The sequence below is a fragment of the Aggregatibacter kilianii genome, assembly GCF_003129965.1.
Classification (GTDB): domain Bacteria; phylum Pseudomonadota; class Gammaproteobacteria; order Enterobacterales; family Pasteurellaceae; genus Aggregatibacter; species Aggregatibacter kilianii_A.
Map to the genome: position 1 here is coordinate 111792 of NZ_NRCJ01000003.1, position 12764 is coordinate 124555.

Annotated in this window: 11 protein-coding genes; 2 read left to right on the plus strand and 9 right to left on the minus strand. The window is 45.2% G+C overall.

The genetic code is table 11. The features are described 5' to 3' along the window. The first annotated feature begins 41 nt into the window (after positions 1 to 41). The gene (locus DK430_RS03090; RefSeq protein WP_109077656.1) at positions 42 to 995 is read left to right on the plus strand and encodes an ABC transporter permease; all 954 of its coding nucleotides are present in this window, start codon (positions 42 to 44) and stop codon (positions 993 to 995) included. 159 nt (positions 996 to 1154) lie between these two features. Here DK430_RS03090 and adhE read toward each other — a convergent pair whose 3' ends face one another. From adhE to tgt, 8 genes are all read right to left on the minus strand, one after another. Next, positions 1155 to 3776 carry a bifunctional acetaldehyde-CoA/alcohol dehydrogenase gene (gene adhE / locus DK430_RS03095; protein ID WP_109077657.1) on the minus strand — a complete coding sequence of 874 codons (2622 nt, stop codon included), beginning with the start codon at positions 3774 to 3776 and terminating at the stop codon, positions 1155 to 1157. Between the two features lie 237 nt (positions 3777 to 4013). Beyond that, positions 4014 to 4979, minus strand: a complete 966-nt coding sequence (secF, locus tag DK430_RS03100; protein ID WP_109077731.1) for a protein translocase subunit SecF — start codon at positions 4977 to 4979, stop codon at positions 4014 to 4016. A gap of 16 nt (positions 4980 to 4995) precedes the next feature. Beyond that, positions 4996 to 6846: a protein translocase subunit SecD gene (gene secD / locus DK430_RS03105; RefSeq protein ID WP_109077658.1), complete on the minus strand. Its 1851-nt coding sequence runs from the start codon at positions 6844 to 6846 to the stop codon at positions 4996 to 4998. A gap of 30 nt (positions 6847 to 6876) precedes the next feature. Next, on the minus strand, positions 6877 to 7176 hold the full coding sequence (yajC, locus tag DK430_RS03110; RefSeq protein ID WP_109077659.1) for a preprotein translocase subunit YajC: 300 nt from the start codon (positions 7174 to 7176) through the stop codon (positions 6877 to 6879). 154 nt (positions 7177 to 7330) lie between these two features. After that, positions 7331 to 7699 carry a hypothetical protein gene (locus tag DK430_RS03115; protein WP_109077660.1) on the minus strand — a complete coding sequence of 123 codons (369 nt, stop codon included), beginning with the start codon at positions 7697 to 7699 and terminating at the stop codon, positions 7331 to 7333. A gap of 42 nt (positions 7700 to 7741) precedes the next feature. Then, positions 7742 to 7960, minus strand: coding sequence for a sulfurtransferase TusA family protein (locus tag DK430_RS03120; protein ID WP_109077661.1), 219 nt, complete (start codon positions 7958 to 7960; stop codon positions 7742 to 7744). Between the two features lie 17 nt (positions 7961 to 7977). Continuing rightward, positions 7978 to 8496, minus strand: a complete 519-nt coding sequence (locus DK430_RS03125; protein WP_109077662.1) for a hemerythrin domain-containing protein — start codon at positions 8494 to 8496, stop codon at positions 7978 to 7980. A gap of 73 nt (positions 8497 to 8569) precedes the next feature. Beyond that, complete coding sequence (gene tgt, locus DK430_RS03130; protein WP_109077663.1) at positions 8570 to 9721, minus strand: tRNA guanosine(34) transglycosylase Tgt; 1152 nt, start codon at positions 9719 to 9721, stop codon at positions 8570 to 8572. 504 nt (positions 9722 to 10225) lie between these two features. On the opposite strand from tgt, the gene DK430_RS03135 reads away from it, so the two are divergent. Then, positions 10226 to 11362 (plus strand): pyridoxal phosphate-dependent aminotransferase, encoded by a 1137-nt coding sequence (locus DK430_RS03135; RefSeq protein ID WP_109077664.1) that lies wholly within the window; start codon positions 10226 to 10228, stop codon positions 11360 to 11362. Positions 11363 to 11420: 58 nt separating this feature from the next. On the opposite strand, the gene queA is transcribed toward DK430_RS03135, so the two are convergent. Then, positions 11421 to 12512 (minus strand): tRNA preQ1(34) S-adenosylmethionine ribosyltransferase-isomerase QueA, encoded by a 1092-nt coding sequence (gene queA / locus DK430_RS03140; protein WP_109077665.1) that lies wholly within the window; start codon positions 12510 to 12512, stop codon positions 11421 to 11423. Positions 12513 to 12764 lie beyond the last annotated feature (252 nt).

Genomic DNA, 12764 nt, shown 5'->3' on the forward strand with positions numbered 1-12764 from the left:
CATCACGATCGGTTTTAAATTAAAAAAATGAGAGGTTTACTATGGAAAACGTGACATTGAAGAAAATTATCAATGCTTATGGGATGGTCTTAATTTTAATTCTTCTCTTTTTGGGATTATCAGTTTCAATTGATGGTTTTTTCTCAGCAAGAACAGTGTGGAGTATTATTGAACAGGTTTCCATGTTCGGTATTATCGCCATTGGGGTGACATTTATCATTATTACCACCGGGATCGATTTATCATCAGGTTCGGTGGTTGCCTTAACTGCCGTCGTTTCCGCTTCGGTTGTTACCGGCGGAGATACGGTTTCTGCCGCCTTGCTTGCCTTTGCCGTGTCTATTTTAATCGGTGCCGGATTGGGGCTTATTAATGGCGGACTTACCGCAATCGGGGGCATTCCGCCGTTTATCGCTACATTGGGGATGATGATTATTGCACGCGGTGCAGCACAACTTTACTCCGACGGACGCCCGATTGACGCTTCTTCCGAAGCCTTTACCTGGATTGCGGATGTCAATATTCTAGGACTGCCGGGATTGGTATTGCTGTATATTTTAATTGTTATTGTTTCTCACATTTTACTGAGTCGCTCAACATTTGGTCGCCATGTTTACGCTGTGGGCGGAAACTTGAATGCGGCGAAAATTTGCGGTATCAATACTAACCGTACCTTAATCTGGGTTTATGTTCTTGGCGGTGCGTTATCCGGTTTAGCCGGCGCATTATTGGCCGCCCGTACTTATGCCGGTAACCCGTCTTACGGTTTGGCATGGGAGCTTGACGCCATTGCTGCGGCGGTTATCGGTGGGGTTTCCTTGAGTGGTGGTTTCGGTACAATCCCAATGTGTGTTATCGGCGCATTGATTATCGGGACAACCAACAAAGGGCTGAATATGCTTGGTGTTGACCCGTATTGGCAACAAATTGTAAAAGGCGCGATTATCGTTGTCGCCGTATTACTTGATACCTTAAAACGTCGTAAAAAAGGATAAATTTGGGCTCATACGTCACTTCCGTGATTTATGAGCTCCTTAGGAGTGTTGGCAAAGCCAACGTTCAAAATCCGTTGAATTTTTTGACCGCACTTTTAGTGAGTAAAAGAAAAGCCTAGCAAAACTGCTAGGCTTTTTTTGTAGCTCAATGACGAGTCGTTAATAATCCTTCGGATCATAACCATAATAAGCACGCGTGAGGATGTCTTCCATGTCGTTGACCATCGGTAAGCGAGGGTTTGCCGGAGAACATTGGTCTTCAAAAGCGAGGAGTGCTACGTCGCGACGGGCATCCATCCAGGCTTTTTCATCCAGCCCTTGTTCTTTGAAGGACATCTTAATACCGCAACGTTCCGCCAAATCGTAGCAGGCTTGGGCATAAGAGCGCACGCCTTCTTCCGGTGTCGCGCAAGGTAAGCCGAGCATACGGGCGATGTCTTGGTATTTCACATCCGCTTTGTAGTAATTGTATTTCGGCCAGGTTGCGGTTTTTTCCGGACGAGTACCGTTATAACGAATCACATGCGGCATTAAAATCGCGTTGGTACGTCCGTGCGGTGTATGGAAGCGACCGCCGATTTTGTGTGCCAAGGAGTGATTCATCCCTAAGAACGCATTGGCGAATGCCATACCCGCCATGGTGGAGGCGTTGTGCATTCTTTCGCGCGCTTCCGGATCTTTTTCTTTCACGGATTTTTCCAAGAACTCGAACACCAATTTAATGGCTTGCAAGGCAAGACCGTCGGTGAAGTCATTGGCGAGAATGGAGACATAGGCTTCGGTGGCGTGGGTTAATACGTCCAAGCCGGTGTCGGCGGCAACGTGCGCAGGCACGGTCATCACTAATGCCGGATCCACAATGGCAACGGTCGGGGTAAGCGAGTAGTCGGCGATTGGGTATTTTTTGTTGCCTTCGGTGATTACCGCGAATGGTGTCACTTCAGAACCTGTACCGGAGGTGGTCGGAATACCGATAAATCTGGCTTTACGACCTAATTGTGGGAACTTAAACGCACGTTTACGGATATCCATGAATTTTTGAACTAAATCGCGGAAATCCACTTCCGGTTGTTCATAGAATAACCACATTACTTTCGCCGCATCCATTGCCGAGCCACCACCTAAGGCGATGATGGTATCCGGTTTGTAGCTACGAATTAATTCCGTACCGCGACGAACGGTTTCGATGGACGGATCCGGTTCTACATCAGCGAAGAGTTGATAGGTGACGGAATTACCGCGCGCCGTGATTTGATGAGCGATTTTTTCTACGAAACCTAAATCCACCATGGTACGGTCGGTGACGATAACCACGCGTTCCATGCCGCCCATGGATTGAAGATATTGAATTGAATCCCGTTCAAAATAGATTTTTGACGGCACTTTAAACCATTGCATATTGTTTCTCCGTCTGCCTACTCGTTTAATGTTAATTAAATTGACCGCACTTACGTTGTTGCCTACGGAGTTTTTACCGTAAGAGCCGCAACCCAAGGTGAGGGAAGGCAGGAAGGCGTTATACACGTCGCCGATACCGCCGAAGGTGGACGGTGAGTTCCAGATCACACGAATGGCTTTCACGCGTTTACCGAATTCTTTGGCAAGGTCGGCATCTGCCGTGTGAATGGCGGCGGAGTGACCCAAACCGTGGAATTCCACCATTTGTTCCGCTTTTTCTAAACCATCTTCACGGGAGGTGGATTTTAAGAGTGCCAAGACAGGGGAAAGTTTTTCGCGGGTGAGCGGTTCTTTTTCTCCTACTTCTTTACATTCGGCAAGTAAAATGTTGGTGCGTGGCGGTACTTTAAAGCCTGCTTGTTCTGCAATCCACGAGGCAGGTTTGCCCACCACATTGGCGTTGAGTTTGGCGCCCGCACAGTTTTTACTGTTGGCTTTTACGCCGAACATAAACTCTTCCAACATGGCTTTTTCTTTCTTGTTGACCAAATAAACGCCGTAAGACAGCATTTCTTTTACGAAATCATTGTAGATTTCTTCATCAACAATGGCCGCTTGTTCGGACGCGCACACCATGCCGTTATCGAAAGATTTGGACATCACAATGTCATGTACCGCTTGTTTTAAATTGGCGGATTTTTCTACATAGGCAGGTACGTTACCCGCCCCTACGCCCAATGCCGGTTTACCGCAGGAATAAGCAGCTTCCACCATGGCGTTCCCGCCGGTGGCAAGAATGGTGGCGATGCCCGGGTGTTTCATCAATGCGGACGTACCTTCCATGGATGGTTTTTCGATCCATTGAATACAATTTTTCGGTGCACCGGCGGCCACGGCAGCTTCATATACAATGCGTGCGGCGTGCGCGGAAGATTGTTGGGCGGAAGGGTGGAAGGCAAAAACGATTGGGTTACGGGTTTTGAGAGCAATGAGAGATTTGAAGATGGCGGTGGAAGTCGGGTTGGTTGTCGGGGTGATCCCGCAAACGACACCAACGGGATCGGCGATTTCCGTAATGCCCGTCACATCATTTTCGCTTATCACGCCGACGGTTTTCAAATGTCGCATATTGTTTACGACATATTCGCAGGCGAATAAGTTTTTCGTCGCTTTATCCTCAAATACGCCTCGCCCGGTTTCTTCATAAGCGTGCATCGCCAGCACACCATGTTGATCCAGCGCCGCCACTGAGGCTTTTGCCACAATGTAGTTCACCTGCTCTTGATTCAACTGGCGGAATTCTTCCAGCGCAACCAAACCTTTCTCAACCAGAGCATTCACTTCTGCTTGTGCAGGGCTTACTGCATTTTCAACATTACTCATAATGTTTTCTCCTAAAGTTTAAAAATTAAAATATAACTATTTAGGATTATATTGTATGCCCCAGTGATCTTGATCACATTTTTTGTGGATTAGCTTTGAAGTTTGATCTAGATCAAGAAAAGTGACTATTTGGAGTGATTATTATTTATTCAAAAAGAAAGTGAATTAAGGCGTCAAAGAAAGAAAAAGTGCGGTTAAAATTCGTCGTGAATTTTAACCGCACTTTGGTGTTATGGCTTAAGGTAATTCATCAATATCATCTTTATTGACTTTGGCTTGTACCATGTGTTCACGATTCAGACCCAAGTCATAAGCGATAGCGATAGCAATGAAGATGGAAGAATAAGTCCCGAATCCGATACCGATTAATAACGCTAGCGAGAAGCTGTGAATGGTCGGACCGCCAAAGATAAAGAGGGCGATGACCACAATTAACGTTGTGACCGACGTCATAATGGTACGGGAGAGGGTTTGCGTTAAGGAAATATCAATGATGTCGATGGCGGAAATCCGTCTGATTTTACGGAAGTTTTCACGTACACGGTCGAACACCACGATACTGTCGTTTAACGAGTAACCCACCACAGAAAGGATTGCTGCGATGAAGGTTAAATCCATTTCAATTTGCAGGTAGGAAAATGCCCCTAAGGTCACGATAACGTCGTGCGCAAGGGAAAGCACACCGCCTGTCGCCAAGCGCCATTCAAAGCGCATGCCTACATAAACCAACAACATAATAAGTGTTGCTAAGGTGGCATAAATGGCGCCTTGAGTGAGTTCTTCACCCACATTCGGACCCACGAATTCAATGGAGCGAATCTGAATGTCGTTATCCAAATTACTCAGCATTTTCTTCACATGATCGCCGATTTGCGCATCCTCTGTTGCAGGCAGGCGGATCATCACGTCACGTACGCCGCCGGTGGTTTGTACCAATGGGCTTTCAATACCGTTTTGCACTAAAGTCGAACGGATTTTTTCCAAATCCGCCGGTTGAGAAAAGTGGGTATCCACCACCACGCCGCCGGTAAAATCCAATCCCCAGTTGAAGCCTTTGGTAAACACAAAGAACAGGGACACGACAATAATTGCAATCGATGCGAGATAACCCCACATACGGTATTTCATAAACTCAACTAAACGGAAAGGGAGTTTAATGCCTTGAATTTCTCTGATTGGCTGACTTCTGTTTTCTAAATTCACAATATGTTCCTCGCCGTTAAATTGATAATTTATCAATTCGTTTGCCGCCGTATAAGAAGTTCACGATTGCGCGTGTTCCGGTGATTGCGGTAAACATTGAGATGGCAATACCTAAGGATAAGGTGATGGCGAAGCCTTTAATCGGACCGGTTCCCACCGCATACAATGCAACGGCAGTCAAAATGGTGGTTAAGTTAGCGTCGAAAATGGAAGTAAACGCACCGTTATAACCTTCATTAATGGCTTGTTGAATCGGACGACCGTTGCGGATTTCTTCTTTAATCCGCTCGAAGATCAACACGTTCGCATCCACAGACATCCCTACTGCTAATACGATACCGGCAATCCCCGGCATGGTGAGTGTCGCACCCGGCAGTAAAGACATTAATCCGACCAATAAGACGATGTTAGCGATTAAGGCAATATTGGCGATGATGCCGAATTTACGGTAGTAAATCACCATAAATGCCACCACGATCATTAAGCCCCAGAAACTCGCCTGCAACCCTTGTTCTACGTTTTGCGCACCAAGAGATGGACCGATTGTGCGTTCTTCCACGATTTGAATCGGCGCAATTAACGCACCGGAACGAAGTAACACTGCTAGGTTTTGCGCTTCCGCAGGGGAGTCGATGCCGGTAATTTGGAATTGGCTGCCGAAACGACCTTGGATGGTCGCCACGTTAATGACTTCTTCGTGTTTTTGCAAAATGGTTTTGCCGCTTTCGTCTTTTTTACCGCTGTCTTTATATTCAACATACAAAGTCGCCATCGGTTTTTTCAGATTTAAACGGGTGGTTTGCGACATGATTTCGCCGCCCTCGCTATCCAACGTTACGCTGACTTGCGGCAATGAAGTGTTTTGATCGACACCGGAACTGGCGTTGGTAATGTGTTCCCCGCCAAGTACCGCACGTTTATAAAGCACCACCGGGCGATTATTTCTATCGTATTTCACTTCAGAGTCGGAAGGTACCATACCGCGCGCCGCCGCGTCTAAATTGGCGTTTGCGTTGACCATGCGAAATTCAAGCGTTGCTGTCGCACCGAGAATTTCTTTCGCGCGGGCGGTGTCTTGTACGCCCGGCAATTCCACTACGATACGTTCTGCACCTTGGCGTTGAATTACCGCTTCCGCCACACCCAATTCCGTCACACGTTTACGCAAAATACTTAAGTTTTGCTCAATGGCGCTTTCACGTGCTTCGTTTAATGCAGTATCGGATAAACCTAAAGACAAGGTGTTATCGGAGGTTGCTCGCACATCTAAATTCGGGTGCTGTCTGCGCAAATAGCGTTGCACGTCGGAAAGTTGTTGCGCGTTGACTAGGGTAACGCTGGTGCCGAAATTCTCGGTGGATTTAATGGCGCTATATTGATATTTTTCTTTGCGTAATTCGGTTCGCAAGGAATCTTGTAACTGCTCCTGACGTTTGGTCAGTGCGGAATTCATATCCACTTCCATCAGAAAGCGCACGCCGCCGCGCAAGTCTAAGCCCCATTTCATCGGGTTGCCGCCGATGCTGCTTAACCATTTCGGGGTTGCAGGCGCAAGGTTGAGCGCCACAGAATAGTTTGTGCCTAACTTTTCGGTAATTTTGTCTTTGGCGAGTAATTGGGTATCGGTATTGTTAAAACGCACTAAAATCGAGCCGTTTTCCAATACGATGGATTTGGTTGCCAGATCATTATCTTTGAGCACGGATTGAACTTCGCTGAGGACTGTGGAATTAGCTTCCTGACCGCGAGTTCCTGAAATTTGTACGGCAGGGTCTTCACCGTAAAGATTTGGAAGAGCATATAAAATACCAATGGCGACCACAAAGATCACCATTAGATTCTTCCATAAAGGGTAACGATTTAACATAGATTTCCTGTTCCCTTGAGGAATGTAAAATTAAAGGGTTTTGATTGTGCCTTTCGGTAATACCGCCGCAATGTAGTTACGGTTGATGGTCACTTCAGTGCTATCGTTTAAGGCGATAACGATACTATCGCTATTTTCCACCACTTTGGTGATTTTGCCGATAATACCGCCGGCGGTAAGCACTTCGGTGCCTTTGGCTAATTCGGACATGAGTTTTTTGTGTTCTTTATTTCTTTTTGCTTGCGGACGATAAATCATGAAATAGAAAATCAATCCGAACATGACGAAAATAAATAACATTGACATTGGGCTGCCTTGTTGCGCTTCCATTCAAATTTCCTTTTAGTTAATGAAAATATAAAGACGCCGTGAAGCGTCCGTAACTGATAAAAATCGCCGCCTAAAATACCATAATTCCGCTGAAATGTGAAAATGATATTGTAAAAACGGCGGTAAAAAAGACTGCACTTTGGCGGTCTTCCGACTAATTTTTATCTAAATCCAAATCGGCTTTGTATTCAATCCGATCTTTGTTTTTCAGTTCGATGGAAACATCCAGTTCCTGATCGCCCCGTTTAAATTTTAAATCCGCATCATCACGTTTGATTTCGGACTCTTCGATACGGAATCCGCGATCTTTGGCGTGTTCAATCACACGTTTGGCAAGGGGACGCACATCATCACCGTATAGCCGAAACTCCACTTCATATTCACCGCGATCCTGACGATCTACTTTCACCACCTCGGCGTTGCGGGGTTTATAAATATCACTCGGAATAGATTTCGCCGACACAGTAGTTGAAGTCAAACCAAGTACAGTCGCCAATAGCGTAGCTTTCAGAATATTTTTCATAGAAATCCTTATGGATAACAAAATGTTATGTAACATCAACAATCAGTTGTCGATCTTACGAATTTTGAGTTGCCGATGTTGCGCATTCACTTCAAGAACACAATGCTGTTTTTCGCAAAGTAAACGAAATTCTTCAACAGTGCTTTCAGCTGAAAGCAACACGACTAACTCGTCACCCGCCGTTAGCCTTACTAATGCTTTTTTCGTCATTAACAAAGGCAACGGACAGCGATAATCCCGCGTATCAAGTTGATATTCCATACTTTATTGATTATGGGTTATCGCTGCAACTGACGACGGTTTGACATGATTTTCCCGATGGAGTTCAATTCAGCCTCCGACAGGTGCTGTTTGCCCAGTTCAAATAACGGCTCTTCCAATGCGATATGTTTATCGTAACCCAACACCACGTTATTGATTAATTCGACGTCCACATTATCCTGCTCGCCGCTCAACAGGGCTTCCAGCTGGGCGGATAATTTCGCCCAATTATCGTGCAAAATCACATGCTGTCTTTCCAACTCGTCAATGTCTTTCTGCGCTTCCGGCACATATTTTACCAACATCGGGAAAAAATCCTTTTCCTCGTCGTCATGGTGCAATGGCGCGGATTGGTTGAAGTAATTCAGAATTTGTTGCACATCATTTTTCACCGCCTGATTACAACCATGTTTCGCCAAATAATCGGGCAAAATCGTCAACTGGCGACAAAAACGCTTCACTTTGCCATGGCAGGCATACAGCATCTCAATAGGTTCGTTCCAACTGGCGAATTGTTGGGGTTCAAGGATTTGCATAAGTGCTCCTGTGGTTGGGAAAAGTGCGGTCGATTTAAAAAACGTTTTTGAAAACGACCGCACTTTTCACTGATTATTTCCCGGATTCCGCTAATTGCAACGGCGGAACGGGTTTGCCGATTCTAGCATAAAATTCCACCACAAAATCATTAAAGCGATCGTCTTCAATTGACTGACGAATTTCCGCCATTAAGCGTTGGTAATAACGTAAATTGTGAATGGTATTCAGGCGCGCGCCGAGGATTTCGCCGCATTTATCCAAGTGATACAAATAGGCTTTGGTGTAATGTTTGCAGGTGTAGCAATCACAGTGCGGATCCAGCGGGCTTACGTCGTCGCGGTATTTAGCGTTGCGGATTTTCACGATGCCGTCGGTGACGAATAAATGTCCGTTGCGCGCATTGCGGGTCGGCATGACGCAGTCGAACATATCGATACCGCGACGTACGCCTTCCACCAAATCTTCCGGTTTACCTACGCCCATTAAATAGCGCGGTTTATCGGTTGGGATTTGCGGGCAAATGTATTCCAAAATGCGGTGCATATCTTCCTTCGGTTCGCCCACGGCTAAACCGCCCACTGCGTAGCCGTCAAAGCCGATATTCACCAACCCTTCCAAGGAAACTTTGCGCAATTCCTCAAAGGTACCGCCTTGGATAATGCCGAACAGCGCATTTTTATTGCCTAATTCATCAAAACGGTTGCGGCTACGCTGCGCCCAACGTAAGGACAATTCCATGGATTGTTTGGCGTAATCGAAGGTTGACGGATAAGGCGGACATTCGTCGAAAATCATCACAATGTCGGAACCCAGATCATATTGAATTTCCATGGATTTTTCCGGCGATAAAAAAATGCGTTCGCCGTTAATCGGATTTTGAAATTTCACGCCTTCTTCGGTAATTTTGCGCAATTTGCCCAAACTGAACACTTGGAATCCGCCGGAATCGGTCAAAATCGGTCTGTGCCATTGCATAAAATCGTGCAAATCACCGTGCTTACGCATCACTTCCTGCCCCGGACGTAACCACAAATGGAAGGTGTTACCGAGCAAAATTTCCGCACCGGTAGCACGTACTTCTTCCGGTGTCATGCCTTTTACCGTGCCGTAAGTTCCTACAGGCATAAATGCCGGCGTCTCAACCGTAAACGTGCCTTGCGGGCGTTCAAACACCAAGCGACCGCGACGGGCGTTGCCAATGGTTTTATCTAATTCATACTTCATTCAATTTCCTCAACGAATAAACAGTTCGAAGGTTTTTAGTCAATAAAAAAGCCTGTTTAAATATACAGGCTTCATGCTATAATTTTTGGCAATGCTCTTTAGAGCAGAGGCGGATCTGTGAAAAATCAGTCCGCCAGTTGCACCTGACGGGCTGTTTAAGTAGATCCTTAATTTTTCACAATATCCAATTAAGGATAAAAATTATGATTAAATTTATTGTTAAATTAATCATCGTTATTCTGCTTTGCCTGCTATTAAGAGGTAGCGCTGGCTAAGCAGATTCACCGATTCAAGGAATGGTTCCCGCCATTCCTTGTTTTTTATTTTATGACTTGCCCGAAAATAAGTCAAACTTCGCCTTTTCCCATTCTTAAAGAAGTTTCAATTTTTTTTCTATAATTGTTGTCAAAGAAACTAAGATTTTTCTTGAAAAAGCTATTTTTTGTATTAGTATGCAAATTTATGGCTTTATGTTGATTATTTATTCACTTGGGAACACAGTTTATGCAACGGAGAGAGCTTCTGAAATTAACCGGCGCAGCCGTTATCGGCATGACGATTGCGCCATCGCTCATGGCGAAAAAGAAAGGCACGGGTAATGGTTCCGCTATGCTGCATTTGAATTTTAATGAAAATTCATTAGGCATGTCTGAAAAAGCCAAGCAGGCGGTTATAAATAGCATCGGTATTGGTTCCCGTTATCCTGATGACCAACGTAGTGAATTAATCCGCCGATTAGCCGAAAAATATAATCTGGAAGATAATTTCGTGTCTTTAGGAAACGGTTCTTCCGAAAATATTCGGGGGATTATTCAATCACAGGTTTTCAAAGCAAGACAAGCCAAGCAAACGGTTCAATTAATTGTACCGGATCCTACCTTTAATTATGCCGAATTATATGCGCAAGCAATGAATGTGTCGGTTGTCAAAGTGCCGTTGGCAGATGACTTCCTATTTGATTTGGATAAATTGCAGGAAGCCGCCGAGAAGTTCAGTGGTGTTAGTATTATCTACTTGTGTAACCCGAATAACCCGACTTCAACCGTTACGCCGGCAAAAGAATTATTTCACTGGATTAAAAAATCACCGGAGAATTATTTCTTCTTATTGGATGAAGCCTATGCGGAATATGTGCAGGATCCCGAGTTTGAAAGCGGCGTTAAATTGATTAAACAAGGCTTTAAAAATGTTGCTGTTACCCGCACGTTCTCCAAGTTTTATGCCATGGCAGGTTATCGCGTCGGCTATATGTTGGCTAATTCCGATGTGGTGGAAGAAGTGGATAAATTCATGTCCATTGATAACAATAATATTGCGGGCGTAGTTGCTGCATTGGCTTCCTTAAAAGATAAAACCTTTGCAGAACTCAGCTTACAAAGCAACAATGCATCCCGTCAAATTGTGGAAAAAGCATTGTCAGAGCTGGAATTGGACTTTGCGCCTTCTAACGGAAATTTCATTTTCCACGAGATTAAAGGTGATGTGCCGCAATACCAAGAGCGCATGAAAGAAAACGGCATTCTGGTGGGGCGTGAGTTTTTACCGATTCAAAACTGGAGTCGTTTAACGTTAGGTACACCCGAAGAAATGCAACGTTTTGTCAGCGTGTTAAAAGAGTTTCGGCAAAAAGGCTGGGTGTAAAATAAGTGAAGTAAAAATAAAGGTGGGGCAATCTCACCTTTATTCTTTCTGAAATCCGTTATTCCAATCCCTTCACATTCGGGTTTTTACTGATAAACATAGCATCGCCGTAACTGAAAAAACGATAGTGATTTTCCACCGCACTTTTATAGGCATTCATTGTGTGCGAAAAACCCGCAAAGGCAGAAACCAACATAATCAGCGTACTTTCCGGCAAATGGAAGTTGGTAATCAAGCAATCTACCACGCGGAATTTTTTGCCCGGATAAATAAAGATAGAGGTATCGGAAAAATACGGTTCAATGAGCACCGCACTTTGCTTTTCTTCTGCTCCCAATGCCGCGCTTTCAATGGAGCGTACCGATGTCGTCCCCACCGCAATCACACGTTTGCCCGCTTTTTTCGTGGCTAAAATGGCATCGCAAACCGCTTGCGGCACTTCCACATATTCTGCGTGCATAATGTGATCTTCAATATTTTCCACGCGCACCGGTTGGAATGTCCCCGCGCCGACGTGTAGTGTCACAAACGCAAAACTTACCCCTTTGGCTTTGAGTTGCGCCAATAATTCATCATCAAAATGTAAGCCCGCCGTCGGTGCCGCAACCGCCCCCGGCACTTTGTTATAGACAGTTTGGTAACGCTCCTGATCCGCTTCTTCATCAGGACGATCAATATACGGCGGCAACGGCATATGCCCGATTTGCTGCAACACATCAAAAAGTGCGGTCTGTTTTTCGGCTATTTCGATCTCAAATAAACTACCTTGGCGACCAATCATCAAGGCTTTTATGCCATTGCCCTCGCCTAATTTATCCTCGCCTAAAACCAGCTCAGTGCCTTCCTTCGGTGCTTTGGAGGCACGCACATGGGCGAGAAAACGGGAATCGCTCAACACGCGCTCCACCAATACTTCAATTTTCCCACCACTGATTTTGCGCCCGAACATCCGCGCAGGAATCACGCGGGTGTTATTGAATATCATCAAATCACCCGGATTAACCAGTTCCAACACATCAGCAAAAGTGCGGTGAAAAATTTCCCCGTTTTCGCCGTTCAGCTGTAACAAACGGCTGGCGGTTCGTTCCGGTTTCGGATAACGGGCAATCAATTCGTCAGGTAAATCAAAATAAAAATCGGCAACACGCATAATGGAAAAGTCGGTTTGAAAAAGAGGGCGGTAGTCTAGTGCGAATCGGGGAGAATCTCAAGGGAAAATAAGTAATGGTTTGAAAAGAGATAATGTTAGTGCCTTTCTTAAATACAAGCGGTGCCTATTCTAATAAAATTTCTTCTGAAATCTCACTTTCCTCAAGACGAAAAAAAAGCCCTTTCAAGGGGGAAGGGCTGAATAAAGTATTTGGAGTCATATTTTTTTAGGGTATGGCGCGCATTATATACA

Bases quoted from the DNA above. Each gene is read 5' to 3' on its own strand.
- DK430_RS03090 (WP_109077656.1), top strand. From the start codon at position 42: ATGGAAAACGTGACATTGAAGAAAATTATCAATGCTTATGGGATGGTC.
- DK430_RS03120 (WP_109077661.1), bottom strand. From the start codon at position 7,960: ATGGAATATCAACTTGATACGCGGGATTATCGCTGTCCGTTGCCTTTG.
- queA (WP_109077665.1), bottom strand. From the start codon at position 12,512: ATGCGTGTTGCCGATTTTTATTTTGATTTACCTGACGAATTGATTGCC.
- DK430_RS03115 (WP_109077660.1), bottom strand. From the start codon at position 7,699: ATGAAAAATATTCTGAAAGCTACGCTATTGGCGACTGTACTTGGTTTG.
- tgt (WP_109077663.1), bottom strand. From the start codon at position 9,721: ATGAAGTATGAATTAGATAAAACCATTGGCAACGCCCGTCGCGGTCGC.
- yajC (WP_109077659.1), bottom strand. From the start codon at position 7,176: ATGGAAGCGCAACAAGGCAGCCCAATGTCAATGTTATTTATTTTCGTC.
- DK430_RS03125 (WP_109077662.1), bottom strand. From the start codon at position 8,496: ATGCAAATCCTTGAACCCCAACAATTCGCCAGTTGGAACGAACCTATT.
- DK430_RS03135 (WP_109077664.1), top strand. From the start codon at position 10,226: ATGCAACGGAGAGAGCTTCTGAAATTAACCGGCGCAGCCGTTATCGGC.
- secD (WP_109077658.1), bottom strand. From the start codon at position 6,846: ATGTTAAATCGTTACCCTTTATGGAAGAATCTAATGGTGATCTTTGTG.
- adhE (WP_109077657.1), bottom strand. From the start codon at position 3,776: ATGAGTAATGTTGAAAATGCAGTAAGCCCTGCACAAGCAGAAGTGAAT.